This is a genomic window from Christiangramia echinicola DSM 19838, from assembly GCF_000423065.1.
In the GTDB taxonomy this organism is placed as follows: domain Bacteria; phylum Bacteroidota; class Bacteroidia; order Flavobacteriales; family Flavobacteriaceae; genus Christiangramia; species Christiangramia echinicola.
Map to the genome: position 1 here is coordinate 460,301 of NZ_AUHG01000011.1, position 26,826 is coordinate 487,126.

The 26,826-nt window shown below is 37.2% G+C and carries 24 protein-coding genes and 1 pseudogene; 15 read left to right on the forward strand and 10 right to left on the reverse strand.

Annotated elements, in window-relative coordinates; all coding sequences use genetic code 11:
- Nucleotides 1-101: 101 nt before the first annotated feature.
- Entirely contained in the window at nucleotides 102-2,201 is a 2,100-nt protein-coding gene (gene recG / locus G530_RS0107240; RefSeq protein ID WP_026933889.1) for an ATP-dependent DNA helicase RecG, read from the reverse strand.
- A gap of 126 nt (nucleotides 2,202-2,327) precedes the next feature.
- Here recG and G530_RS0107245 point away from each other — a divergent pair, with 126 nt between their 5' ends.
- From G530_RS0107245 to G530_RS0107255, 3 genes are read left to right on the forward strand one after another with little or no spacing between them, the layout of a single operon-like run.
- Nucleotides 2,328-4,442, forward strand: coding sequence for a M1 family metallopeptidase (locus G530_RS0107245; protein ID WP_035715996.1), 2,115 nt, complete (start codon nucleotides 2,328-2,330; stop codon nucleotides 4,440-4,442).
- A 1-nt stretch (nucleotide 4,443) separates the two neighbouring features.
- A complete protein-coding gene (locus tag G530_RS0107250) occupies nucleotides 4,444-5,346 on the forward strand; it encodes a patatin-like phospholipase family protein (RefSeq protein WP_026933891.1) in 903 nt (300 codons plus the stop codon).
- Nucleotides 5,346-6,269 (forward strand): patatin-like phospholipase family protein, encoded by a 924-nt coding sequence (locus G530_RS0107255; protein ID WP_026933892.1) that lies wholly within the window; start codon nucleotides 5,346-5,348, stop codon nucleotides 6,267-6,269. The genes G530_RS0107250 and G530_RS0107255 overlap by 1 nt, the downstream gene beginning before the upstream one ends.
- On the opposite strand, the gene G530_RS0107260 is transcribed toward G530_RS0107255, so the two are convergent.
- From G530_RS0107260 to G530_RS0107275, 4 genes are read right to left on the reverse strand one after another with little or no spacing between them, the layout of a single operon-like run.
- Nucleotides 6,253-6,774 (reverse strand): DUF7935 family protein, encoded by a 522-nt coding sequence (locus G530_RS0107260; RefSeq protein ID WP_026933893.1) that lies wholly within the window; start codon nucleotides 6,772-6,774, stop codon nucleotides 6,253-6,255. The genes G530_RS0107255 and G530_RS0107260 overlap by 17 nt on opposite strands.
- An 11-nt stretch (nucleotides 6,775-6,785) precedes the next feature.
- On the reverse strand, nucleotides 6,786-8,381 hold the full coding sequence (locus G530_RS0107265; protein WP_026933894.1) for an FMN-binding glutamate synthase family protein: 1,596 nt from the start codon (nucleotides 8,379-8,381) through the stop codon (nucleotides 6,786-6,788).
- Entirely contained in the window at nucleotides 8,381-9,655 is a 1,275-nt protein-coding gene (locus tag G530_RS0107270) for an amidohydrolase (RefSeq protein ID WP_026933895.1), read from the reverse strand. The genes G530_RS0107265 and G530_RS0107270 overlap by 1 nt, the downstream gene beginning before the upstream one ends.
- Nucleotides 9,656-9,666: 11 nt before the next feature.
- Complete coding sequence (locus tag G530_RS0107275) at nucleotides 9,667-10,203, reverse strand: DsrE family protein (RefSeq protein ID WP_026933896.1); 537 nt, start codon at nucleotides 10,201-10,203, stop codon at nucleotides 9,667-9,669.
- Between the two features lie 155 nt (nucleotides 10,204-10,358).
- On the opposite strand from G530_RS0107275, the gene G530_RS0107280 reads away from it, so the two are divergent.
- From G530_RS0107280 to G530_RS0107295, 4 genes and pseudogenes are all read left to right on the forward strand, one after another.
- Complete coding sequence (locus G530_RS0107280; protein WP_026933897.1) at nucleotides 10,359-12,680, forward strand: ATP-dependent helicase; 2,322 nt, start codon at nucleotides 10,359-10,361, stop codon at nucleotides 12,678-12,680.
- 330 nt (nucleotides 12,681-13,010) lie between these two features.
- Nucleotides 13,011-13,181, forward strand: a pseudogene (locus tag G530_RS16660) (HVA1 family protein); the annotation flags it as partial.
- A 62-nt stretch (nucleotides 13,182-13,243) separates the two neighbouring features.
- Complete coding sequence (locus G530_RS0107290) at nucleotides 13,244-13,864, forward strand: L-threonylcarbamoyladenylate synthase (protein WP_026933898.1); 621 nt, start codon at nucleotides 13,244-13,246, stop codon at nucleotides 13,862-13,864.
- A 105-nt stretch (nucleotides 13,865-13,969) separates the two neighbouring features.
- Nucleotides 13,970-14,806: an alpha/beta fold hydrolase gene (locus G530_RS0107295; RefSeq protein WP_026933899.1), complete on the forward strand. Its 837-nt coding sequence runs from the start codon at nucleotides 13,970-13,972 to the stop codon at nucleotides 14,804-14,806.
- Between the two features lie 51 nt (nucleotides 14,807-14,857).
- Here the strand turns inward: G530_RS0107295 and G530_RS0107300 are convergent, their stop codons facing one another.
- The 4 genes from G530_RS0107300 to G530_RS0107315 form a co-directional block, all read right to left on the reverse strand.
- Nucleotides 14,858-15,958 carry a neutral zinc metallopeptidase gene (locus tag G530_RS0107300; protein ID WP_026933900.1) on the reverse strand — a complete coding sequence of 367 codons (1,101 nt, stop codon included), beginning with the start codon at nucleotides 15,956-15,958 and terminating at the stop codon, nucleotides 14,858-14,860.
- Nucleotides 15,959-16,088: 130 nt separating this feature from the next.
- Complete coding sequence (locus tag G530_RS0107305; protein ID WP_026933901.1) at nucleotides 16,089-16,934, reverse strand: OmpA/MotB family protein; 846 nt, start codon at nucleotides 16,932-16,934, stop codon at nucleotides 16,089-16,091.
- A 92-nt stretch (nucleotides 16,935-17,026) separates the two neighbouring features.
- Nucleotides 17,027-18,025 carry a glycosyltransferase family 2 protein gene (locus G530_RS0107310; protein WP_026933902.1) on the reverse strand — a complete coding sequence of 333 codons (999 nt, stop codon included), beginning with the start codon at nucleotides 18,023-18,025 and terminating at the stop codon, nucleotides 17,027-17,029.
- Complete coding sequence (locus tag G530_RS0107315) at nucleotides 18,025-18,471, reverse strand: type I restriction enzyme HsdR N-terminal domain-containing protein (protein ID WP_026933903.1); 447 nt, start codon at nucleotides 18,469-18,471, stop codon at nucleotides 18,025-18,027. Before G530_RS0107315 ends, G530_RS0107310 begins: the two co-directional genes overlap by 1 nt.
- Before the next feature lie 83 nt (nucleotides 18,472-18,554).
- On the opposite strand from G530_RS0107315, the gene holA reads away from it, so the two are divergent.
- From holA to G530_RS0107355, 8 genes are all read left to right on the forward strand, one after another.
- Nucleotides 18,555-19,559, forward strand: a complete 1,005-nt coding sequence (gene holA, locus G530_RS0107320; RefSeq protein ID WP_026933904.1) for a DNA polymerase III subunit delta — start codon at nucleotides 18,555-18,557, stop codon at nucleotides 19,557-19,559.
- A 3-nt stretch (nucleotides 19,560-19,562) separates the two neighbouring features.
- A complete protein-coding gene (menA, locus tag G530_RS0107325) occupies nucleotides 19,563-20,465 on the forward strand; it encodes a 1,4-dihydroxy-2-naphthoate octaprenyltransferase (protein ID WP_026933905.1) in 903 nt (300 codons plus the stop codon).
- 92 nt (nucleotides 20,466-20,557) lie between these two features.
- Entirely contained in the window at nucleotides 20,558-21,238 is a 681-nt protein-coding gene (locus tag G530_RS0107330; protein WP_026933906.1) for a metal-dependent hydrolase, read from the forward strand.
- A gap of 3 nt (nucleotides 21,239-21,241) precedes the next feature.
- Complete coding sequence (locus G530_RS0107335) at nucleotides 21,242-22,276, forward strand: o-succinylbenzoate synthase (RefSeq protein WP_026933907.1); 1,035 nt, start codon at nucleotides 21,242-21,244, stop codon at nucleotides 22,274-22,276.
- A 7-nt stretch (nucleotides 22,277-22,283) separates the two neighbouring features.
- Nucleotides 22,284-23,198, forward strand: a complete 915-nt coding sequence (locus tag G530_RS0107340; protein WP_026933908.1) for a CPBP family intramembrane glutamic endopeptidase — start codon at nucleotides 22,284-22,286, stop codon at nucleotides 23,196-23,198.
- Nucleotides 23,199-23,341: 143 nt separating this feature from the next.
- A complete protein-coding gene (locus G530_RS0107345; RefSeq protein ID WP_026933909.1) occupies nucleotides 23,342-24,439 on the forward strand; it encodes an AMP-binding protein in 1,098 nt (365 codons plus the stop codon).
- Between the two features lie 54 nt (nucleotides 24,440-24,493).
- Nucleotides 24,494-24,979 carry a CIA30 family protein gene (locus G530_RS0107350; RefSeq protein ID WP_240472137.1) on the forward strand — a complete coding sequence of 162 codons (486 nt, stop codon included), beginning with the start codon at nucleotides 24,494-24,496 and terminating at the stop codon, nucleotides 24,977-24,979.
- A gap of 27 nt (nucleotides 24,980-25,006) precedes the next feature.
- Nucleotides 25,007-26,338, forward strand: coding sequence for a M24 family metallopeptidase (locus G530_RS0107355; protein WP_026933911.1), 1,332 nt, complete (start codon nucleotides 25,007-25,009; stop codon nucleotides 26,336-26,338).
- A 12-nt stretch (nucleotides 26,339-26,350) separates the two neighbouring features.
- Here the strand turns inward: G530_RS0107355 and G530_RS0107360 are convergent, their stop codons facing one another.
- The gene (locus G530_RS0107360; RefSeq protein WP_026933912.1) at nucleotides 26,351-26,773 is read right to left on the reverse strand and encodes a DoxX family protein; all 423 of its coding nucleotides are present in this window, start codon (nucleotides 26,771-26,773) and stop codon (nucleotides 26,351-26,353) included.
- Between the last annotated feature and the right edge of the window lie 53 nt (nucleotides 26,774-26,826).

Here is a 26,826-nt window from a genome sequence, read left to right on the forward strand (position 1 = left end):
TATGAAAATGGGGGATATCCCCTATTTTTTAATCCAACTTTTCGATGTAAGAATATCTTTCAACGATGTAGGACTTATATTACTGACTGAAAGTGTTTTAGCTAGCTGATATAATTCCAGATGGTATTGTTCTTAACCAGCCTGGAATAGGCATTTTTGATGACCAGATTTTTATCTTCAGAAAGGTTTGGATCCTCTTTAAGAATCTTAGAGGCGTAAAAACGGGCAGATTGGAGTATGGAATTATCCTTTACGATATCAGCAATTTTCAGGTTAAGCACTCCACTTTGCTGAGTTCCCATAAGGTCACCGGGTCCCCTCAATTTGAGGTCCACTTCAGCGATCTCAAAACCGTCGTTTGTTGAAGTCATAGTTTCCAGCCTGGTTTTGCTGTCATTAGAAAGTTTATGCCCGGTCATCAGGATACAAAAACTCTGTTCAGCTCCACGGCCTACTCTTCCTCTTAATTGGTGTAGTTGGGACAGACCAAATCTTTCAGCACTCTCAATGATCATTACACTGGCATTGGGTACATTTACTCCAACCTCAATGACAGTGGTAGCGACCATTATCTGGGTTTCAGCGCGAACAAACCTGTCCATTTCATAGTCCTTATCTGCTGGCTTCATTTGTCCGTGAACAATAGAGATCTGTTCGTCAGGAAATTCGCGAGCTATACTTTCATAACCATCCATAAGATCTTTATAGTCCATTTTTTCTGATTCCTGGATAAGTGGATAGACCACATAGACCTGCCTTCCTTTTTTAATCTCGTCTCTTATAAATGCAAATACCTTGAGCCTGTTGCTATCATACCTATGCACAGTTTTAACCGGTTTTCTTCCCGGTGGTAATTCATCTATGACCGAAATGTCAAGATCTCCATACAAACTCATCGCAAGAGTCCTGGGAATAGGAGTAGCTGTCATAACCAGAACATGAGGCGGAATATGATTTTTCTTCCAGAGTTTGGCTCTTTGCGCCACTCCAAAACGGTGTTGTTCATCGATCACGGCCAGCCCAAGATTTTTAAACTTCACCTTGTCTTCCAGAAGTGCATGCGTGCCTATAAGAATATTTATCTCTCCATTCTCAAGTTTCTCATGTATCTCTCTCCTTTTAGAAGTCTTAGTAGAGCCGGTAAGCAAATAAATGCTAATATCCAGATTCTCACATAATTCTTTTAAACCATTATAATGCTGAATAGAAAGAATTTCGGTTGGAGCCATAAGGCAAGCCTGAAATTCATTATCCAGTGCAATAAGCATAGACATTAATGCGACTATTGTTTTTCCTGATCCTACATCTCCCTGTAATAACCTGTTCATTTGAGCGCCACTGCCCATATCGCTGCGTATCTCTTTGATCACTCTTTTTTGAGCATTTGTAAGATCAAAAGGAAGATGATTCTGATAGAAATCATTGAAATATTCACCAATCTGATCAAAATTGAAACCTTTGATCTTCTGCTTGTGCAGCATATTCCTTCTAATAAGCTGTAGCTGAATAAAGAATAACTCTTCAAATTTTAGTCTGAATTGAGCTTTGGCTAGTAATTCCTGGTTTTTCGGGAAATGGATGTTGAATAAGGCTTCGGCTTTAGAAAGAAGTTTTAACTCCTCGATATGGCCTGGCGATATACTTTCTGAAAATTTTAATCCGGTTTGCTGAAGCACTTCCTGCATTAGCTTCATAATTACCCGATTGGTAATACCTTTTTTCAAAAGCATTTCTGTAGAAGGATATACGGGTTGCATAGCCGTTCGCAGGTTCTTTTTATAATCTGTCACTAATTCCATTTCAGGATGAGGCATACTAAAAGTGCCATTATACCAATTCGTTTTTCCGAAGATCACATAAGGGGTATTCAATTTTAAGTTTTCCCTGATCCATTTATGTCCCCGAAACCAGATCAATTCCATTTTCCCGGTATCGTCCACAAAATCTGCAACCAGGCGTTTCCCTCTTTTTTGTTCCACCATTCTCATATGAACGATCTTCCCAACGATCTGAACATCAGATGAATTTCTTTGTAATTGATTGATCTTATAGAACCCGGTCTTGTCTATGTACCTGTTCGGAAAGAAATTAATGAGATCCCTGTACGACTTAATATTGAGTTCCTTCTTGAGTACCTCGGCGCGGTTGGGACCTACGCCTTTTAAATACTCAATGGGGGTTTGCAACAGGTTCTGGATCATAAAAACGAAGATATTAAAACAGTTTGATTTTTATATACTGGCCAGGGCTGGATGATGTTTAAACTTTAAATTTTATGGTTTCAACGTTCAAATTTGTATTTTGCATTAGTTATTCCCCTTAAATACATGCGAAAAAACCTGGTTTTCTTTTTCTGTTTCTGGTCGATACTTTTAATGGCCCAGGAAAAAAGTCTTTCTCAATCTGAAAATTTCGATTTCAAGAATATTAGTGCCTATGTGAGGATATTACCTTCTACGGAAATGGTGATCGGTGAGGTTACTTTTAATTTTGAAGTACTAGCTCAGCAGGATACATTGTTTATTGATGGTCGAAAAATGCAGTTTACCGATGTTATGTTAAATGGTGATCCTGTTAAATTTTCACGCAATGAAAATGGAATTTATATCCTGTCTGAATTTCTTCCTTCAGAAAAAAATCAACTGAATTTGAATTATACAGTTCAGCCAAAATCAGGAATGTATTTTATCAATTGGGAATATCCGGAACTTGACGACTCTAAAAAACAGGTGTGGACCCAGGGGCAGGGAAAATATACTTCTACCTGGTTGCCAAGTTTAGACGATATGAAAGATAAGATCGAGTTCGATCTTAGTTTTGAGTTTCCGGCAGATTTTCAACTGGTCTCGAATGGTGCCTTAATTTCCAATAAAAGACTTAATGATTCTATAAGACTTTGGGAGTTTGATATGGATAAGCCTATGAGTAGCTACCTTGTGGCATTGGCGGCTGGGAAGTTTAATTCACATAATATAGAATCTACGTCTGGTGATAAAATTTCACTCTATTACAAACCCGATGATTCTCTAAAGGCTGAATCGACTTATAGATATTCTAAAGAGCTCTTTGATTTTTTAGAAGAAGAGATCGGTTTGCCTTATCCCTGGCAAAATTACAGTCAGGCGCCGGCACTGGATTTTCTTTACGGAGGAATGGAAAATACCGGTGCTACCATATTTTCCAGTTCGTTCGTTACAGATTCTATTGGATTCAAAGACAGGAATTATGTTAATGTAAATGCCCATGAGCTGGCCCATCAGTGGTTTGGTAATTTAGTGACCGAGGAATCTGGAAAACACCATTGGTTGCATGAAGGCTTTGCAACATATTATGCCCTGCTGGTAGAAAAAGAGATCTTCGGGGAAGATTACTATTACTGGAAATTATATGAAACTGCTGAAACTCTTAAAGAACTTAGTGATACCGGAAAAGGGGAGTCATTATTAAACCCGAAGGCCAGTTCTTTGACTTTTTATCAAAAAGGAGCCTGGGCTTTGCATATTTTGAGAGAAAAGGTAGGTGAGGAAGCCTTTAAGGAGGGTGTAAAGAATTACCTCGAATTATACAGTTATAAAAGTGTAAATACAGATAATTTCCTTGCTGAAATTGAATCTTCATCTGGTAAGGATCTTTCTCAGTTTAAGACAGACTGGTTGGAGCAATCTGCTTTTAAAGCAAACCAGTCTCTCGAATCCCTGAAAAGATCTGAGTTTATAACCAACTATCTCAATATAGCTGCTTTACGAGACACCTCTTTAGATCGGAAATATGAGTATTTAGAAAAAGCCTTACAGTTCCCGGTCAACGATTATATAGGGCAGGAAGTAGTACACCAGCTTGCCGGACTTCAGTCTCAACAAGCCAATGAATTGTATAAAAAGGCGTTTGAATCTAATAATGTTTTCGTAAGACAAGCTATAGCTCTAACAATGCAGAGAATTCCAGAAGGGCTTAAATCTGAATTTGAATCACTTCTCAAAGATGAATCCTATTTAACCATAGAAGCTGCGCTCTATAAACTTTGGGAGCAGTATCCTGATGACCGACCAGAATATCTCGAACAAACCCAAAACCTGGATGGTTTTTATAACAAGAATATTCGTATGCTTTGGTTAACTTTAAATCTGGTCACACCAGGATTTGAGGCTGAACTTAACCAGAAACATTACCAGGAACTTGCAGATTATGCTGAAGCATGGCAACCATTTCAAATACGAGAAAATGCTTTTAGTTATCTTTTTCAACTTGGAGCATTCAACGATAGCAGTTTACGCAGTCTTATAAAAGGAACTCAGCATCATACTTATAGTTTTAGGAACTACTGTAGACAATTGCTATTAGAATTACTGAAAAATGAGGAATATAGAAAAGAATTGATCGATATTTCTGCTAATATGAGTGACGAAGAAACAACGTATTTGAGGTCTAAAATTTCAGAATGATATGCGGGCATTAGTAATTTCAGGAGGAGGGAGTAAAGGCGCATTTGCAGGTGGCGTAGCCCAGTATCTTACTGAAGTTCTCAAGAGAGACTACGATATATTTATCGGCACTTCTACAGGCAGTCTTCTCATTTCGCATATGGCCCTTAAAAAAGCTGAAAAGGTTAAAAAAGTATTTACCTCGGTAAACCAATCCAGCATATTTAGTAGTCGGCCCTTTTTGATCAAAAAAGAACATGGGCATGAGAATATAACTATCAACCATTTTAATGTTCTTAAAAATTTCCTGAAAGGCAAAAAAACCTTTGGGAGTAGTTATAATTTAAAGAAACTACTTGAAAAAACATTTACCCGGGAGGAGTTTGAAGAATTAAAAGCTGGTAAAAAAGATATAGTCACTACGGTATCTAATATTTCGCTGAATGAAGTAGAATATAAATCTATTAAGGATTACGAATATGAAGATTTTATAGAATGGATCTGGATCTCTTGCAATTATACACCATTTATGAGCCTGGTAAAGAAAAATGGTTGTGAGTATGCCGATGGAGGACTTGGTTCTATGGTGCCTATTGAGGAAGCGATTAAGCGTGGAGCTACTGAAATTGACGCGATCATCTTACAAACAGAAGTAACCTATTTTAACAGGATGCCCTCAAAAAATGTATTTTCATTGATCACGAATCTTTTTGCTTTCATGTTAGACCGTATTGAAAAACAAAATATTACCATCGGTAAATTTGCAGCATCTCACAAGGATGCCATTCTTAATTTTTATTATACCCCAAGTGTGTTAACCACTAATTCTCTTATTTTTGATGAAGAGCAAATGACAGCATGGTGGGAGAGTGGTTATGAATTTGCGAAATACAGAAACGAAGAGTTAAATCAAATTGAACCTTAATGCGAGCATTGGTAATATCTGGAGGAGGAAGTAAAGGGGCTTTTGCCGGTGGTGTAGCACAACACCTTATCCAGGAACAAAAGAAGAACTACGATCTGTTCTTGGGGACTTCTACAGGTAGTCTTTTAATTCCGCACCTGGCAGCTGGAAATATACAGAAGGTCTATGATATCTATACAAATGTGAATCAACGCAAAATTTTTAGCGTAAACCCATTTGTAGTAAAGAAAAAAGATGGCCGGGAATATGTAACTATTAATTATTTGAACACCGTATGGCAATTTATAAGATCTAGAAGAACTTTTGGAGAAAGTAAAGCGCTACGAAGAAATATTAGAAAGAACTTTTCCAGACAGGATTTTAATGAGCTTAAAAGTAAGGTGAAGGATGTAGTAGTTACAGTATCTAACCTTTCCAAAAATAGGGTGGAGTATAAGTCTATCCATGAATTTGAATATGATGATTTTTGTGACTGGATTTGGATTAGTTGCAATTATATCCCTTTTATGAGTCTGGCTGAGAAAGATGGATTTGAATATGCAGATGGAGGATTGGGCTGTGTAGTTCCAATACGGGAAGCTATTAAAAGAGGAGCCACCGAAGTTGATGCTATTATTCTAGAGGCAGAGAATATGGAGTATAACAAGATCCTTGGTAAAAATCCATTTTCGTTAATGGTAAATCTATTTGGATTTTTACTGGACCAGGTAGAATATCATGATATTGTGGAAGGAAAGCTCGCGGCAATGAATAAAAAGGTGAAACTTAATATTTTTTATACACCAACCAAACTAACAGAAAATTCGCTCGTTTTCAATAAAAAAGCGATGACCGAGTGGTGGCAGCAAGGTTATGAATATGCCGAGAAAAAAGATATGGAAAAGAAGGCCGCTAAATCTTCCTGGTTTAAGTTAGGCTTTTAACTTCTTTCTTGATATAACTCAAAGCTGCATCTGTTGGCGGTTGCCTGTCCATCAAACTTTTCAGAATTAACTCTCTAAGTTCATCAGGATTAGTGACACTTTCCTTTCCGGCAGCATTTCGAATCATGCTAATAGTTGCATTTTTAGCTGTTTTTACATAATCCCAGCATTCATTACTAACATAAATTTGCTGAGCGATGTTATGCTCAAATTCCTGCTCGATACTTGCAATTAATAAATTTGAATACATATCAAGATCTTCAGAAGTTGCTTTTACTCTGAATAAGATCTTACCCGGTGATATCCTTTCCAGGAAAAGGGCAAATCTTTCATATGCCTGCAATCTTATAGGTAATGCTGTTTTTTGATTTTCCCGAAGTATCAAAAATCGTCTTCGGTTTTCCTCACCTTTAAAATAAGTATGAAAAAAATAAAAAGACAAAAGCCCAATTACAATGGCGGGTAAAATGGCGTAGATAAAATCAAGAATTTCAGTATCGTTCATTCGTATAATAATTAGTCAATTGCTTCTTCGGTCTTCCTCATATGCTTTAAATTTAAGTTTCCGCCTAAATGAGGACAATCCAGAAGTTGCTTAACAGAGGCGAAATTTACTTCATCTTTATGGTAAGAAAAAGTGGTTGCCAGAGTTTTTGCAAGATTCTTGTCGCTTAGGTTAATATCTACATCATCTGTTTTAAACTGGCAGGGATGTTCGTAACCGCAAGCATGGCTTATTTGCAGTAGCTCTTTTCTGAATTTCACAAAATAGAAATTCGTTCGCATAGCCTTATCTTTTACATTGATCCCAGATTGGAGCCATTTATTCTGAGTGGCAACACCAGTAGGGCAGGTGTTCGTATGGCAACTTTGAGCCTGTATACAACCAATGCTCATCATGGCTTCCCGCCCAACATTAATAATATCTGCGCCTAATGCAAAAGCCATTGCCGCTTTTGCAGGAAAACCAAGTTTACCCGCAGCTACAAAAACGATCCTCTCGGTTAATTTATATTTCTGAAATACTTTGTAGACATCAGAAAAAGCATAGATCCATGGCAAAGAAACATGATCTGCAAAACTAGGCGGAGCAGCGCCTGTACCTCCTTCACCACCATCAATACTAATAAAATCGGGCCCATAATCTTTTTCCTGCATGATTCGGGCTAAATCCTCCCAGTCCTGTAATTTTCCAACAGCAGATTTTATACCTGTTGGTAATCCTGTAGCCTTAGCAATAGATTCTACAAAATCTACCATTCCTTCCAAATCGTTAAAAGTTGAATGATAAGATGGAGAGATTACATCTTTTCCCATTACCACTCCTCTGATTTCAGAGATTTCTTTGGAAATTTTTGCTGCAGGAAGAACCCCGCCTTTTCCAGGTTTGGCACCCTGGGATAATTTTAATTCGATCGCTCTAATTTGAGGATTTTCCTGAACCATTTTCACAAGCTTCTCCAGGGAGAAATTTCCATACTCATCTCTTACTCCAAAATAACCGGTGCCGATCTGGAAAACTACATCAGCTCCTTTATTATGATACGGAGAAAAACCACCTTCACCGGTATTATGGTAAGCACCAGATAATTTACAGCCTTCATTCAGGGATTCTATTGCCTTTGCTGATAGGGACCCAAAACTCATAGCCGAAACATTAATGACCGAAGCCGGCCTGTAAGGTCTTTTTCGGTTGTTCCATGCTCCCATGACCTTGGCAGACGGAATTAATCCAGAATTTTTTATATTCGGGTGTCCCTCTGGTAGTTTATAGGGTAACATCGCATTATTTATGAAAATATAATGCGTGGAAAAAATATCCTGATCTGTTCCAAAACCTTCATAGTTGTTTTCATTCTTTGCTGAGGCGTAGATCCATCCTCTTTCTCTTCTGTTAAATGGTAATTCCTCGCGATTATTTGCCACAATATACTGGCGTAACTCGGGACCAATGCTTTCCAGAAAATACCTTATATGGCCTACCACCGGAAAATTGTGTTTTATAGTGTGCTTTTTATTGAAAAATATATCGGAGAAGGCAATGATGAGCAGCAGTATTAATATCCATGCCCACCAGGGAATTCCCCCTAAAAAGAATATGAAATCTTCCATTACTTTTGATTTAAATAATCAAATGTTAATTGCGTCATCGTTTTTACTCCCAGCAACAGTCCGCTTTCATCTATAATGAAATCTGGGGTATGATGCCTTGTTGGTTCAGCCCCCTTTGGCATTCCGCCCAGGAAGAAGTAGAATCCTGGCACTTTTTCCTGAAAAAATGAAAAATCCTCACCACCTGTGGTCGCTTTCATCAAATTTACATTTCCTGCTCCAGCGACATTTTTAAGGGTAGGAAGCATTTGTTTGGTAAGAGCAGGATCGTTAAAGGTTATAGCTGTGTTATTCTGAAAATCGATCGTGGCTTCTCCGCCATAAGCTTTAGCAATGGTTGAAACCATATCTGTCATTCGATTAATAATCAATTCTTTATTTTTTGGATCTAATGTTCTTACAGTACCAATCATTTCCGCGGTTTCAGGAATTATGTTGAACCTCACTCCGCTGGTGATCTTACCTACCGTAATTACAGAGGCAGATTCAGTAAGATCTGCATTTCTGCTAATAATAGTTTGAAGACCGTCTATGATCTTTGCTGAAATTAATATTGGATCTACTCCGCTCCATGGAGCCGATCCGTGGGCTTGTTTTCCCTTGACATTGATCACGAATCGTTCTACAGCTGCCATAGTCCCTTCAGGTTTATACTTTATGGTTCCAACGGGAGTGGCCGCATTTATATGTAAACCGAAAATAGCATCTACATCGGGATTTTCCAGAACTCCTTCTTTGATCATTAATTTAGCGCCTCCTTCTTCTCCTGGTGGCGGGCCTTCCTCAGCCGGTTGAAAAATGAATTTTACCGTACCATTGATCTTATCTTTATTTTCTGAAAGTATTTGTGCTACGCCCATCAAAATTGCGATATGAGTATCGTGACCACAAGCGTGCATTACTCCTGTTTTTGTGCCTAAAAACTCCGATTTTACTTCAGATTTGAATTTGAGGTCATTGTTTTCAGTAACCGGTAGCGCATCAATATCAGCTCTCAAGGCGATAGTCTTTCCAGGGTTATCTCCTTTCAATATTCCCACAACTCCGGTTTTGGCAATACCGGTTTTAGTTTCAATTCCAAGAGATTTAAGATGCGAAGCGATCTTCTCGGCAGTATTAAATTCCTGGTTGGATAATTCGGGATGTTCGTGGAAGTCCCTGCGCCATTCTATGACTTTTTCTTCTATATTATTGAACTCTTCTTCCGAAACCGTATTTTGAGCAAAGCCTATTCCGCAGACCAAAATGCTTAGCAGGGATAATTTCAATTTCATATGCATGGAGTTTAAAATTTTATTAATCTGTAATTATCATTCTGAAGCTGTACCAGGGCAGTCATTGCCGAAAGTGCAAATTTTGAATTCTCATTTGTGTTATCTCTATTTACCTTATAATAAGTAGCACTTTGACCGCAAATTATGACTTCTACACCCTCTTCTACCAGAGCTTCTATAAGCGGTGAATTTGGATTTTTTAAAACCTCAGGAAATCTTTCGGTATAATATTCATCTTTTAAAGCATCCTGAACGGCTTTTCCATGAAGTACCAGGGCGATGTTCATATTACCTGGGTCTACCCCTGCATTCTCATGCATGTTGAGGTATCTCGCAGCGGTTTCAATAAGTTTATTTGGTTCTGCTTCATCAAAACTTCTATCCACATCAAAGACAACTTTTAAGGTCGAGCTAGTATCTGTTTTAAAACCTGGAGATTCAATGTGAAATGTTTTGCCGTATTCCGGAATTACTTTTCCCTGTTGAGGTGCTTGAGAAAAGATAAGGGAGGAGGAAAAAAATAATAGGAGTAAAAGTGAATTTTTCATGTATAATTTCGAATATATAATTCCAGGATTTTAAAGATATCAAAATATAATACACTGGGCGGACAGTGATACCAATTGTTTCAAAAAACGCTAGTGATCTGGTTTCCTTTTTTAAGCATTTTAGTTACCTTTCAGCTTTTAAAAAAGGAGAAAATTTGGAAGCTTATTTAGCTGGATTAAATGATGCACAGAGGGCTCCGGTGCTGCAAAAAGATGGACCCATGATCGTAATTGCCGGAGCAGGATCCGGGAAAACCAGGGTACTTACTTTTAGGATCGCCTACTTGATGAATCAAGGGGTGGATGCCTTTAACATTCTTGCACTTACTTTTACTAATAAGGCCGCGAGAGAAATGAAACATCGTATTTCTCAAATTGTGGGTAGTAGCGAGGCTAAGAATCTATGGATGGGAACATTCCATTCAATTTTCGCGAAAATGTTGAGATTTGAGGCAGATAAGCTTGGTTATCCCTCTAACTTCACGATTTACGATACTCAGGATTCGCACTCGGTTATTCGAGCTATTATCAAGGATATGAGACTGGATAAGGATGTTTATAAATATAAACAGGTTTATAACCGAATTTCATCCTATAAGAATAGTTTGATCACTGTCAAGGCATATTTCCAGAATGGAGAACTGCAGGAAGCTGACGCAATGTCTAAAAAGCCAAGATTGGGAGAGATCTACAAGGCATATGTAGATAGATGCTTTAAGGCAGGAGCCATGGATTTTGATGATCTACTGTTGAAAACAAATGAGCTTTTAAATCGTTTTCCAGATGTTCTGCATAAATACCAAAGCAGGTTCAAATATATTCTGGTAGATGAGTACCAGGATACAAACCACTCTCAATATTTAATAGTTAGAGCATTATCAGATAAATTTCAGAATATATGCGTGGTAGGAGATGATGCGCAAAGTATCTATGCTTTCCGTGGAGCTAATATTAATAATATTCTGAATTTTCAGAAAGATTATGACGATGTACAGATGTACAGGCTGGAACAGAATTACAGGTCTACCAAAAATATCGTAAGTGCAGCCAACTCCATAATTGATAAAAACCAGACGAAACTTGATAAAGTAGTTTGGACGGCTAACGATGATGGTCCCAAGATCATCGTGAATAGATTGCTTACCGATGGTGAGGAGGGTAGGTATGTAGCCAGTTCTATTTTTGAGAACAAGATGCAGAATCAACTCAACAATGGTGATTTTGCGATTCTTTACAGAACCAATGCCCAGAGTAGGGCGATGGAGGATGCTTTACGAAAAAGGGATATTCCTTATAGAATTTATGGAGGGCTTTCATTTTACCAGAGGAAGGAGATCAAGGATGTACTTTCTTATTTAAGGTTAATACTGAATCCTAAGGATGAAGAAGCCTTGAAAAGGGTGATCAATTATCCGTCCAGAGGAATCGGAATGACGACAATGGATCGTTTATCTATCGCCGCAAGAGAGCATAACAGGTCCATATTTGAAGTGATGGAAAATATTCAGCATCTAAATCTGAATATTAATCGTGGAACTCAAACGAAACTTGAGAATTTCGTAAACATGATCAAGAGTTTCGCGATCATGAACGAAACTAATGATGCCTTTAAGGTGGCTGAAACTGTTACCAAGAAAACTGGTTTGGTCCAGGAACTCAAAAAGGATGGTACTCCAGAAGGTATTGCCAGAATTGAGAATATTGAAGAATTACTGAATGGTATTCGTGATTTCGTAGAAGGTCAGCGAGAACTGGCAGACGCTACCGGATCTCTTTCAGAATTCTTAGAGGATGTAGCTTTGGCTACAGATCTTGATAATGATACAGGTGACGAAGATCGTGTAGCTTTGATGACTATACACCTCGCCAAAGGGCTGGAGTTTCCGTACGTTTATATAGTAGGAATGGAAGAAGATCTTTTCCCTTCAGGAATGAGTATGAATACTCGTAGTGAGCTTGAAGAAGAAAGAAGGTTATTCTATGTGGCGCTGACGCGTGCTGAAAAACAGGCTTACCTTACGTATACATTATCGAGATACAGATGGGGTAAATTAGTAGATGCTGAACCTAGTAGATTTATAGATGAGATAGACGATCAGTATTTAGAATTAATGGTGCCTCAGGATGATTATAAGTATAAACCGCTTATAGATACTGATATTTTTGGAGATGAGGTAGATAAGAGCAAATTACGACAAACCAAGCCAAAAGGTGGAACTCCGCCACCGGCGCATAAACCTTCTGAAGAACAACTGCGCAAGCTTAGAAAGCTAAAGCCGGCAGCTCCCGAACCTGATAAAGCGAAAAATACTATAGACCTTTCTGCAGGGAATGAGGTTGAGCATATGAGATTTGGTAAAGGGAAGGTTTTGAAAATAGAAGGAATGGGACAGGATAAAAAGGCAGAAATTGATTTTGAACAAGGCGGAATCAAGAAGCTATTGCTTCGTTTCGCTAAACTAAAAGTACTGTCTTAAAATGAATTTGCATATACTATGTATTTTTTACATATATTAGCTAAGAGAGTTAGATATAACCCTACAATAATCTGGATCTCAACACCAAACAAAAAATAATTTTTTAGAGACCTTTTTTAGGTCTCTTTTTTTTGTCTGTATTCATCGCAATTCCAAATATTGATTAAAGGATGTGCTATAAAACTTTAAACATGAGTTTACGTTTGTTAAAAATCATCTAAAAATGAAGGCAAGCCATGCGGTTTAAGGATAAGATTTACGAGTATTCTTTAACTTGAAAATAAAAATATGATTAGAGAAGGAAGCCAGGTGAAATAGAAATGGGGAAACGGTACTGCCTCTGGAAAAGTGATCTCAACTTATAGCAAAGAAGTGACCAAACAAGTTGAAGGCAGTGATATAACCAGAAAAGGTGAAAAAGGGAATAAAGCTTTGTATATTGAACAGGAAGATGGCAGTAAAGTATTGAAGCTAGAGAGCGAAGTAGAAAAATCAGATTAAGGAAAGTGTTTATCTTGCACTTGAAAATTTATAATTATTAATAGGTTTTAAAAATTATTATTATGGCTGAATTACTAAGAATTTATGATGAAAACCCGGCTCCAAAACATATTAATAAAGTAGTTGAAACCCTTAGAAAAGGGGGGCTTATTATTTACCCTACAGATACTATTTATGGATTAGGCTGTGACATTACCAATGTAGCAGCGTTAGAGAAGATAGCCCAGATCAAAAATGTAAAACTTGAGAAATCCAATTTTTCTTTTGTTTGTGAAGATTTAAGTAATCTTTCAGATTATGTGAAGCAAATAGATTCAGCCACTTTTAAAATATTGAAACGTTGTTTACCCGGACCATATACTTTTATTCTTCCGGGAGGCAATAGTTTACCTAACGTTTTCAAAAAGAAAAAGACTGTTGGTATTCGGGTGCCAGATAATAATATTTGCCGGGCTATAGTGAACGGACTTGGAAATCCAATTGTTTCAACATCTATAAAAGATGATGATGAAGTTCTTGAATATAGTACAGATCCCGAACTGATCCTGGAAAAATGGGATCATCTAGTGGATATTGTCATAGATGGTGGTTACGGGGATAATATTCCTTCTACGGTAATAGATCTTACAACTCACGAACCAGAAGTTATTCGTGAAGGAAAAGGTAGTATTGATATTATGTAAAAATCTTCCAAATTTTGGCTCCATTCAGTTAATTACATATTAAAGTAGTCTTTATAATTTTAAATAGAACCGAACATTCATATTTTAAGAAAAAATTGAATTGTTATGAGTTTTATAGAGACGACGAGTAAAGAAAAAGGAAAGAATATCAATCTTTTTTATGAAGATTATGGTGAAGGTAAGCCCGTGATCTTAATTCACGGCTGGCCATTGAGTCATAGAATGTGGGAATATCAGATCAACGAAATAGTTGAGGCTGGTTTTAGATGCATCGCCTACGATAGAAGAGGTTTTGGAGATAGCGATAAACCCTGGACAAACTATGACTATGATAGCCTGGCAAACGACTTAAATGATATAATTACTGAACTTGGGCTTTCTGAAGTTACCATAGTTGGATTTTCAATGGGTGGAGGAGAAGTTGCCAGGTATATTGGGAAATACGGAACAGCTAATATATCGAAGGCAGCACTTATTTCGGCAGTACCTCCATTTATGCTTAAAACCGATGATAATCCAGATGGTTTGGAAAAAGAAACCTTTGAAGGATTTAAAAAGGAAATTAAAAAGGACAGGCCTGCATTCTTAAAAGGCTTTGGAAAACAATTTGTGAATTTTGATAAAGTTGGAGATCGTATTAGTGAGGAAATGGCCGATTACTACTGGGCAGTAGCTTGCAAAGCTTCTCCTAATGCTACATTAGAATGTATAGAATCTTTCGGTTATACAGATTTTAGAAAAGATCTGGAGAAATTTGATGTTCCAACATTGGTTGTTCATGGAGATGCAGATGAGATTGTTCCTATTGAGATCTCTGGTAAGAAAAGTGCAGACCTGATTCCGGACAATGAGTATCATGTAATAGAAGAAGCTCCTCACGGCTTAGTGTTAACTCATACAGCAGAGTTTAATAAAATTCTACTGGAATTTCTGAAGTCCTAAAAACCTTAATAAAGCCCTCTTTTGAGGGCTTTTTTTATTGTCTGAAAGTGTTTATAGGATCTTTGATTCGTAAACCTCTAGAAAGGCCTCATGAACTTCATCGGGAGTCAAAATGAAACCTTTTTTCTGAGCTGAATCTGCCAATGCATAACCCAGTTTAGCTGCCGCTAGCCTTTGTTCCGATGTACCATGATGTTGATCACTACTGGTTAAACAATCCCCCACATTGAATGATAAATTGAAATAATCCTCGATTCGCTTCCAGTTATAAGTTGCTCCTCGTTTATGGGTCATATAGTAGGCTGCCGCAAAATCTGCTTCCAATTCAGAAAATCTGGATTTTTCTGCTTGAGAAGGTAATTGATCTATATAATCCCATTTTTCATCATTTTCAAATTGTGCCTGATGCCACCATTCGTGGGATAGGATAGCTGTAAAAGCTACTTCTTCATCAATACCTATTGCAATGAGACTTTCTAGTAAACCGTCACCAATAACCAGAAGGCCGTTAGACCTGGTAAAAGCATCCAGGGCAAAATAAGGATTTTCAGGTATGTTTGCTGATTGCCTGTTTAATTCTAGAAGTTCATCTGCTTTTTTATAGGCCTGTTCTCTATTACGTACGGTCCGGTCAAAACTTTCTATCATATCTGTAAGGATTTCCCGGTCATTTAAAGTAGAAGTATGCTGTCCATTTAGCCGGATTTCACGGTTGAGGTCCCAGAATTTTTCCAGATCACGAATTCTTTTTTTAGCTAATTGGTCATACTCTCCATTTGCTCCATAATAATTCTCCCCCTCGTAGAAGGTTACATATTTGCGGTTTAATTCTGAGTAATAATTGATGAGTTCGAAGTCAAAATTTGGATCGGTCATTAGGTCTTGAAAATAACCCTGAAGCACTTCTCCAAAATCGGTTAAGTCGCAGGGTTCAGCCAGTAGTTTTTCATCTGAAAATAATTCGCTTATCACGAAAGATACTGGTTCCGGCTTTGTATAATATTGTGAATAAGCTTTGCTGGTTTCATCAATGGAATACTGCCGTGTTGATTCAAATTCAGGATTTTTAAATTCATCTCTGGTACAGGAGAGAAAGGCGTTAGCACATAGGAGCGCACCAAAACACCAGATATAAGCATCTGTCTTCTTCATAGCATCAAAATTTAGGTGTGGTCGGTTGTGACTAAAATAATATAAAATACTGATTTATAGTATTTTAAGTGTTAAAAATAAAAAAGCCCTGCAATTGCAGGGCTTTTTAAAAATATATTTTAATGGATGCTTACTCCTCTCCAGAAGTTGCTTTTTCCATTCCTTCTTCGATCATACTGTAGAATTGATCAAGTTTAGGAAGAACTACGATTCTTGTTCTTCTGTTTTTAGCGCGACCTTCAGCAGTTTCGTTAGTAGCTACAGGAATATAGTAACTTCTACCTGCAGCAGTCATACGAGCAGGCTCAACACCAAAGTCATCCTGAAGAACTCTAACTACAGATGTAGCACGCTTCACACTTAGATCCCAGTTATCTTCAAACATTGAAGTACTAATTGGCTTGTTGTCTGTGTGACCTTCAACCATAAATTCGATGTTTGGCTTGTTTTTTACAACTGTAGCTACTTTTCCAAGTACCTCTTTAGCACGAGGAGTAATGTTGTAACGACCGCTATCAAATAATAATTTATCTGAAATAGATACGTAAACAACTCCTTTTTCTACGTTGATCTCGATATCCTCATCACTCATATTACCCAGAGCACCTTTAAGACTTGTAACAAGAGCAAGAGTAACTGAATCCTTTTTGTTCATTGCATCCTGCATAGAACGAATTGCAAGATCTTTTTCTTTGATGCTCTCTAAAGAACGTTCAAGGTTTTCAGCCTCTTTCTTAGAAAGAGTGGCTAGATCACCAACATTATTTAATAGGGCAGCATTAGTATTGTTTAGACGAGTGATTTGCTCACCCATTCTACCTTTTTCATCAAGACAAGAATTCAACTTAACAGTAGCAGTGTTTAACTGATCCTGAGTTTCTCTTTGCTTCGCTTCCAGCTCATTGTATTTTTTCTGTGAAACACATGAAGATAGCAAAATGGCAGCAGTTGCCGACAAAAGCATGATTTTTTTCATAATAGGTTTCTTATAATTTTATATTGTTAGAATGCCCAAAAATATCAAAAAAATAATAAGACGGAAGGGTATTTTAACATTTCCTTTTTTAATTATTTTTTAAGATCACTAAATTTATTTTTGCGCAGTACAAAATGAGCATATACAACGGAGGAAATCAGGTAGTATTTCCTGAAAATGAATTCTTTCGGTCTTTTTTTTCTAATTCTCCTATAATGTCGATAGAAGCTAAGATGGGCGTCCATAATTGCAAAAAAATGATTGAATTTTCCTTCAAATATGAACTTGAAGGCCGCAACTCCATCCAGGATCATTCTAACAAAGATCGTTATAAACACTTTATTAGGTTCTACGTTTTTCAGAAGCATAAAAAGACTGTTTCTAAAATTAAAAAAAGTTTTTTTAGGATTCATATCCTGAAGAGTGGCTCCTCCCACATGGAAAATCCGGGATGCACTGACATATTTTATTTTGTAACCCTTATTCTGTAGTCTCCAGCACAAATCTATTTCTTCCTGGTGGGCAAAAAAATCTTCATCCAGGCCACCGATCTCTTCATAGGCATTTTTCCGAATAGCTAAACAGGCGCCACTGGCCCAGAATATATACCGATCATCATTATATTGACCATGGTCTTCTTCCAGATGCTGAAATATCCTGCCCCGACAAAAAGGATAACCAAATTTGTCTAAATATCCGCCTGCAGCTCCAGCATATTCAAAATGGTCTGTTTCCTTATAATCTAGAATTTTTGGCTGAAGCGCAGCAGTCTTTGGTTCATTTCTATATACTTCCATTAACGGCACGAGCCAGTTCTCAGTGACTTCGACGTCACTATTTAGAAGGATGTGGATATCCTCCGGTACAGATTTCAAAGCCAGATTATAGCCTCCTGCATACCCCGCATTTTCTGCATTTTTAATAATGCTAATATATGGGTAGTGCTTTTCCAGATAGGCGATTGAGTCATCTGTAGAAGCATTATCTGCTACATATATTTTAGCCTCTTGAGAAAATTTTACTACTGAAGGTAGGAACTGATCTAACAGATGTCTTCCATTCCAGTTTAATATTACTACAGCTACATTCATTAGCGGGTATATTCCGGGAGTTCCTTTAAAAAGATATAATTTTCATTTTCATAGTCCATCTTGCAGTAAAAATGTTCTATACCATTGGTTACCATGAGATAATTCGCCTTCAAACTTAAATTATATCTGGCGATTTGATCAAAAGTATCCTGGTTTATTTTAATAGTTGGAGATTTACATTCCACAATTATCTGGATATCTCCCTCTGGCTCAAAAACAACTACATCATATCTCTTAGTGAGTCCGGCGATTTTAAGTTGCTTCTCTACATTGATGAGACTCAGCGGATAATTTTTTTCTTTATGCAAAAATTTCACGCAATGTTGTCTTACCCATTCTTCAGGGGTAAGGATTATGAATTTTTTCCTGAGTTCGTCAAAAACTGCTATTTTATTTTGATTATTTTTGAACCGAAACGAATAAGAAGGAAAGTTCAATTTTTGCATGATTCAAAAGTAATAAAGAATATTACAGCACTGCAATTTACTTTATTTGAATTCCCTTCATTTTAATCTGCACTAAATTCTATATGGAAGAAGCTAGACAAATCGTAACCGATATTCAGAAAGGCGATATTAAGCCTATTTATTTTCTGATGGGGGAAGAGCCTTATTATATAGACAGGATTTCAGATTTTATTGCAGGAAATATCCTTACGGAAGAGGAAAGAGGATTCAACCAGATGGTAATCTATGGCAGGGATTCCAATATCGAAGATATTGTAAGTAATGCCAAACGATATCCCATGATGGCTGAAAGACAGGTGGTGATCGTTAAGGAAGCTCAGGATCTTGCCAGAACGATCGAAAAACTGGTTGATTATGCCGAAAATCCTCAGCCTACGACGGTGCTAGTGGTTTGTTACAAGTATAAGAAAATAGATAAGCGTAAAAAGCTACATAAAACCATCGCCAAAACTGGGGTCATCTTCGAAGGAAAAAGAATGTATGAGAACCAGGTTGGAGATTGGATCATTAAAACTCTCAAGAGTAGAGGTTTTGGAATTTCACCAAAAGCAGCTCAAATGCTGGTAGAATTTCTGGGAACCGATCTTGGTAAAATTGATAATGAACTCCAGAAACTTCAGCTTATTTGTCCTGAGGGAACTACAATAAGTCCGGAGATCATAGAACAGAATATAGGTATAAGTAAGGACTTCAATAATTTCGAGCTGAGAAGTGCCATTGGCGAAAAAGATTCTTTGAAAGCACATCGAATAATTAATTATTTCGCCCAGAACCCTAAGGATAATCCTATGGTGGTAACCGTGTCCTTATTATTTTCTTTTTTCTCACAGCTACTTCAATATCATGGTTTGGCTGATAAATCAAAGGGAGTCGTAGCCAAGCAGCTTAAGGTAAATCCATACTTTGTGAGTGATTATGTAACAGCCGCACGAAATTATCCCATGAAAAAAGTAAGTCATGCCATAAGTCTGCTTCAGGAAACTGACGTAAAAAGTAAAGGGGTAGGGGCTACTAATGTATCCCAGGGAGATTTACTTAAGGAACTGTTAGTGAAAATAATGAATTGATTTATGAGTAACTTTACTTCATGGATTAGCGCGGCCAGGCTAAGAACACTTCCACTATCCATTTCAGGAATTATTGTAGGTAGCAGTATTGCAGCCCATACAGGTTATTTTGATATTGCTATTTTCAGCCTCGCTCTGGGGACAACCCTGGGCTTACAGATCTTATCAAATTTCGCCAATGATTATGGCGATGGGGTTAAAGGAACAGACAATGAGGATAGAATTGGTCCGGCCAGAGCCATTCAAAGCGGATTGATTACTCAGAAAGAAATGAAAATGGGGATGGTAATAACTGCTGTTTGTACGTTGTTTCTGGCCATTTTATTGATCTATGCGTCTTTTAGCAGTGAGCAATTATTATCGGCTTTAATATTTTTTCTTCTGGGAGTAGCTGCGATCGTTGCTGCCATAAAGTATACTGTTGGTAATTCCGCCTATGGTTATAGAGGAATGGGGGATATTTTTGTATTTATTTTCTTTGGTCTTGTAGCAGTCTACGGGTCGTACTATCTATACAGTCACGATCATGAGATCATCAGTATTTTTCCCGCGATATCTATTGGTTTATTAAGTGTTGCCGTGTTGAATTTGAATAATCTCAGGGATAGAATATCAGATAAAAAGGCAAACAAAATCACTCTGGTTGTAAAGCTGGGAGAGAAAAAAGCTAAAACTTATCATTATATTTTAATTTTTGGCGCCTTATTTTGTTTCCTGATATATTCAGTTATAACAGCTTTGGATCTTAACGACTTTATATATGTCCTGGCATTTATTCCATTAATTTTTCACTTGCTAAGGGTTGGAAATAACAAGGATCCAAAACTACTGGATCCAGAATTAAAAATAGTGGCACTTTCTACATTTGGGATCTCATTGCTTTTCGCTTTGGGCCTTATTTGGTAATATGTAGCCAGGTTTAACAAAATTATATCTTGCGTCTGTTTTAAGGTTTTTATCTGAATCCTTAATTTTATAAAAACCAACATTTTTAGATTATGAAAATTACATTTTACGGCCAGAATACTCTGGCATTGAAAATAGGAGAAATTAACGTACTTGTAGATCCATTTATCACCGGAAATGACCTTTCTAAAGACAAAGTGGATATCATGGATCTAAAAGCAGATTATATTTTACTTACTCATGCACATCAGGATCATATCTTAGATGCTGAAGCTATTGCAAAAAATACCGGAGCCGTAATCGTAAGCAATTTTGAGATCGCTAATCATTATGAAGCTAAAGGATTTGAGGTGCATCCTATGAATCACGGCGGAAGCTGGGATTTTGAATTCGGAAAAGTAAAATATGTAAATGCAATACATACCAGTTCATTTCCAGACGGGAGTTATGGAGGCCAGCCTGGAGGTTTTGTGATTGAAGGGGAGCATAAAAATGTTTATATCGCTGGGGATACCGCACTTACAATGGATATGAAATTGATCCCTATGCAAACCAAATTAGATCTCGCTGTATTGCCAATAGGTGATAATTTCACGATGGGCGTAGACGACGCTATTATCGCTAGTGACTTTATAGCCTGTGATAAAATTCTAGGTTGTCACTATGATACCTTCGGATATATTGAAATTGATCACGAAGAGGCGAAAAGAAAATTCTATGAGAAGGGAAAAGATCTAATGCTACTGGATATTGGCGAAGCTATAGAATTGTAATAAATGACGGCAGATTATAAAAAGTATATACTCAAATTTAAACGCCCCAGCGGAACATCCCGGGGCGTTCTTACTGAAAAGGAAACCTGGTTTTTAAAAATTTCTGATGGTAATAATTTTGGAATTGGCGAATGCGGAATTTTAAGAAGTCTTAGCTATGACGATCGTCCAGATTATGAAGATAAACTTAAATGGGTTTGTGAAAATATAAATATGGGCCGTGAAATGCTATGGGAAGAATTGAGAGAATTCCCTAGTATTCAGTTTGGAGTTGAAATGGCCTTTCAAAGTTTGAGTTCACAAGATCCTTTTCTTCTTTTTCCTTCGGAATTTACAGCAGGAAAAAAAGCAATTCCCATTAATGGACTTATTTGGATGGGCGATAAGGCCTTCATGAAAAAACAAATTTCAGAAAAGATCGAAGCTGGTTTTAACTGTATTAAGCTTAAGATTGGAGCGATAGATTTTGAAACCGAACTGGAGCTCCTAAAATCAATCAGAAGCAATTTTTCTGAAAAGGAAATCGAACTCCGGGTAGATGCCAATGGAGCGTTTTCACCGCAGGATGCATTAGAAAAACTGGAGGCTCTATCTAAGTTTCAGCTACATAGTATTGAACAGCCTATTAAACAAGGCCAAATAGAGGAAATGGCCGATCTTTGCAAAAATACTCCATTACCGATAGCTCTGGATGAAGAACTTATTGGAGTTATAGATGTAACAGAAAAGGAAAAGCTTATACAAATAATAAATCCTCAATACGCGATCTTTAAACCAAGCCTTATTGGAGGCTTTAAAGGTACAGGGGAATGGAAGGACATCTGTGAAGCTCATGATGTGGATTGGTGGATCACCAGTGCCTTAGAAAGCAATATTGGTCTTAATGCTATCGCGCAATGGACCTACACCTTAAATCCTGATTTACCTCAGGGCCTTGGAACAGGCGGTCTTTATACCAATAACTTCGAAAGCCCTCTTGAAGTAAAAATGGGGGAAATTCAATACAATAGCTCCAAAGACTGGGAATTTAATTTATAGGTAATTTATGTACATCGCACAAGCTTTCAAATACTCGCATTCATTCTGGCGATATTTAGTTATTCCAATTTTATTTTTCGGCCTGATGACCCTCAATTATGTTTTTATTGAGTGGATGGAGCTGGATGTGAACCAGCTTATGCAGGATGAGATTGCCCGTAAAGGATCAAATCGTGTACTCTTAGAAAATCTTATCGCCTTTGTGATATTCCTGGCTGGGTTATTTTTATGGGTAAAGTATGTACATCATCAGCCTATAAAGGCATTAACCACATCACGTAAGAAGGTAGACTGGAGTAGATTTTGGTTCGCTTTTATGTTAGTGGCGGTATTCAATATCGGATTAACTCTGCTGGATTATTATTCTAATCCTGAAGATTTTACAATTAATTTTCAGTTAGAGCCATTTCTTTATCTGGTACTAATTTCAGTAATACTAATACCTATTCAAACCAGTTTTGAAGAATATTTTTTTAGAGGATATTTAATGCAGGGAATTGGAATTCTGGCCAGAAATAGATGGATTCCGCTGGTTTTAACTTCAGTGATTTTTGGAGGGTTGCATTATTTTAATCCGGAAGTGGGAAAACTAGGGGATATCATCATGGTGCATTATATAGGTACAGGGTTTATGCTGGGAATCATGACGCTTATGGACGAAGGTCTGGAGCTAGCCCTTGGTTTCCATGCCGCTAATAACCTTATCACTGCACTCCTGGTCACAGCAGACTGGACAGCTTTTCAAACCCATTCTATTTTTAAAGATATTTCTGAACCTTCTGCAGGTTGGGATGTTTTTATTCCAGTTTTAGTTATCTATCCTATATTTTTATATATCATGGCCAGGAAATATAAGTGGACAAACTGGAAAGAAAAGCTTTTCGGGAAAGTTGAAAGACCTGTAGCTGTTCAAGCTGAATAGAATTCAGAATATAATTTATCGGTTTATAATTGACGAAGTGCCAAAGACGTATTGGAATTCTTAAATGTTTCTGAACATATTTAAGAATTTCATTTCAATTCGTTAACTTTCAGTATTAAGTTATTGACCAACTTTGTCTAAATATGCCGAACACGTATAAAATACCGGAAACTCATCCAGAATTCAGGCTGAATAAAAGGCATTTTACAAATGCAGAGTTAAAGCAGGTGGCCTTAAGTTATATCAAGGAAGGAGAACCATATGAGCAGCAGATTGGTAGCTTTCTTTTAGATTGGTTAAAGCCAACTTCCTATATAGAGGTGCAAACTTCAGGGTCTACAGGTACTCCTAAAAAGCTTAGATTAAAGAAGCAGCACATGATAAACTCAGCAATGGCGACTTCAAAGTTCTTTGAACTTCCAGCCACCACAACTGCGTTATTATGTCTTCCAGCTGAATATATCGCCGGTAAAATGATGCTTGTTAGGGCTATGTTTCTAGGATGGGATCTGGATACAATTCCGCCATCTGCTATTCCTTTAGATAACTTATTCAAGGTGTATGATTTTGCGGCTATGACGCCTTTCCAGTTAGATAATTCTATTGCCAGATTACATCTGGTTAAAAAGCTTATTATAGGTGGGGGTGCAGTTTCGCCAAGGTTACGCAAAATGCTTATAGATGTAGATTCAAAAATTTTCGAAACCTATGGTATGACCGAAACATCAAGTCATATAGCTGCAAAAAGACTTAACCCTAAGAAAAAGTTTAAAAAAGCACGTCCATTTAAATTAATGCCTAACGTTAGTATTTCCCAGGATGATAGAGGATGCCTGGTAGTTAAGGCTCCAAATGTTCTTGACGAGGAAATTGTTACAAATGATGTTGTTGAAATTGTTACTTATAAAAAGTTCCTTTGGAAAGGACGATATGATAATGTTATCAACTCAGGCGGGGTTAAATTATTTCCTGAACAGATCGAGCAGAAACTAAATTCTGTACTCGATCATCGTTTTTTTGTAACCTCCATGCCAGATGAATCTTTAGGTGAACGATTAATATTATTTGTAGAGGATGATTTTTCTGAAAATACTCTTGAAGAGCTTAAAGAACAGATAGATAATATCAAAGCCCTGGATAAATACGAAAAGCCGAAGAAAATATATCTTATCGAGAAATTTGAGGAAACACCCAATGGTAAGATTCACCGTGAGAATACTTTGAAAAGTAAAGTGTCCTAAACCTTTTTATGCGGTATTATTGTGTTTCTTTCTATTTTTTTAATTTACTCCAATTTGCAAACAATTTTTGACTTTCAACACAATGTCGATATATCCAAATGGAATGTGGTTGTAGATGGAGTGATGGGAGGAGAATCTACCGGAGATTTTCAGTTGAATGAGGATGGACATGGTTTGTTCAAAGGACTCATCTCTTTAGAGAATAATGGAGGATTTTCATCTGTAAGGTATGACATGCCTAAAATGAAGATATTAAATAATAAGATTGTCTCCATACGATTGAAAGGAGATGGCAGGAATTACCAGTTTCGGGTTAAGAATAACGACCGGGATTACTTCTCTTATATTACCGAATTTTCGACCAACGGCGAGTGGCAGGATGTAAATTTCCCTTTGGAAGATATGTATCCTTCCTACAGAGGTCGCAAACTTGATAAGCCAGATTTTAATCATTCTCAAATTGATGAGGTCAGCTTCCTTATAGCCAATAAGAAAAACGAAGTATTTCAATTACTGATAGACAAGATAGAATTGAAATAAACTAATTCGAAATTCCCTGAATAACTCATGAAAAATATTCTAATTGCTGTATTGATATTAGTTACATCATTAGCGCAAAGCCAGATCCTTGCCGAAAGAGAAAGATCTAAAATTACCGACCAGATTCTGGCGGAGCGGTTTGATGAACTTCTTCCAGAACTTATGGATCGTTCAGAAATTGATATGTGGATATTGATCTCCCGGGAATATAATGAAGATCCGGTTTTAAAAACCATGTTGCCTTCTACCTGGCTCAATGCCCGCAGAAGGACCATCCTTGTGTTTTATAGAGATAAGGAAAAGGATAACTTAGAAAAACTCGCCATCGCCAGATATAATATTGGTGATAATATCGAGTCTGCCTGGGATAAAGAAAAACAACCAGATCAATGGAAAGCATTGGTAGATATTATTAGGGATAGAAAGCCTTCAAAGATCGGGCTTAATATTTCTGAAAATTATGGAATTGCCGATGGATTGGTGAAAACAGATTTCGATGAGTTCATGAGTGTCTTACCTGACGAATTTGAAGAAAGAATAGTTTCAGCTGAAGAACTAGCAGTAGGTTGGATAGAAACACGTACCCTTCGAGAAATGGTTATTTATAGCGACCTGGTAGAAATGACTCATGATATTATTGAAGAAGCTTTTAGTACGAAAGTCATTCAGCCTGGCGTTACCACTACAGATGATGTAGTGTGGTGGATGCGTCAAAAAGTTACTGAATTGGGGTTGGGAACCTGGTTTCATCCAACCGTAGATATCCAGCGAAGCAATGAAAAACTAGTGGACCATATCACGGCATTTTCAGATGAGAAAGGGAATAGTGTAATTCTTCCTGGAGATCTTATTCATTGCGATTTCGGCATTACATATTTACGATTGAATACAGATTGTCAACAAATGGCTTACGTTTTAAAGGCAGATGAAGATGAGGCACCAGAGTATCTTGTAGAAGCATTTGGGAAAGGCAATCAACTACAGGATATACTTACATCAAATTTTGAAACTGGTTTAAGCGGAAATGAGATCCTTTCAAAAAGCCTGGATCAGGCAAAAAAGGAAGGTTTAAAAGCTTCGATCTATACACATCCTCTAGGTCTTTATGGACATTCTGCCGGTCCAACTATTGGTATGTGGGATCAACAGGGAGGAGTTTCTGGAACAGGTGATTATCCTTTATACAAAAATACGGTGTATGCGATCGAACTTAATACAGAGGTCGAGATTGCTGAATGGGATAAAAGTGTTAGAATTATGCTGGAAGAAGCCGGTTTCTGGGGAGAAGATGGATTTAGATATGTAAATAAAAGACAAAGAAATCTAATGCTAATTCCAGGGGAAAAAGCTGAAAACTGAAGCTTACAGGGCCTAATATCCCATTTTCATCATATAGTCTGCGGAGTGTTTGCCAGATCCATAGAAAATAAAGAAAATAGTAAATGCTAATACTAAAAGTGCGAGGATCAGGCTGGAAGCATTCATGATTCCAACAAAATTGATGATGATTGCACCTAAAAGGATGGGTAGTTGTGCGACTAATGCCCATCTGGTAAGAAGTCCGAATGCGATCAGGATTCCACCTACAAGATGTGCGGGAGCAACATAATGAACTACCAGCATGACACCTCCAAAACCTCTAAGAGGTTCTATTAATTCTACCAGCGTTTCAGTTTGAGAAATAAAGCCGATTCCTTTTATAAAAAAGAAAACGCCCAGAGCAACTCTCAAAAGATCTAACCAGTAGTAAGTATGTGCATTGGCCCATTTATTAAGTGATTTTATGCTTAACATAACGGTAAATTTATATTAAGTTACTAAAAATCAGATTATTAAATAAATAATGT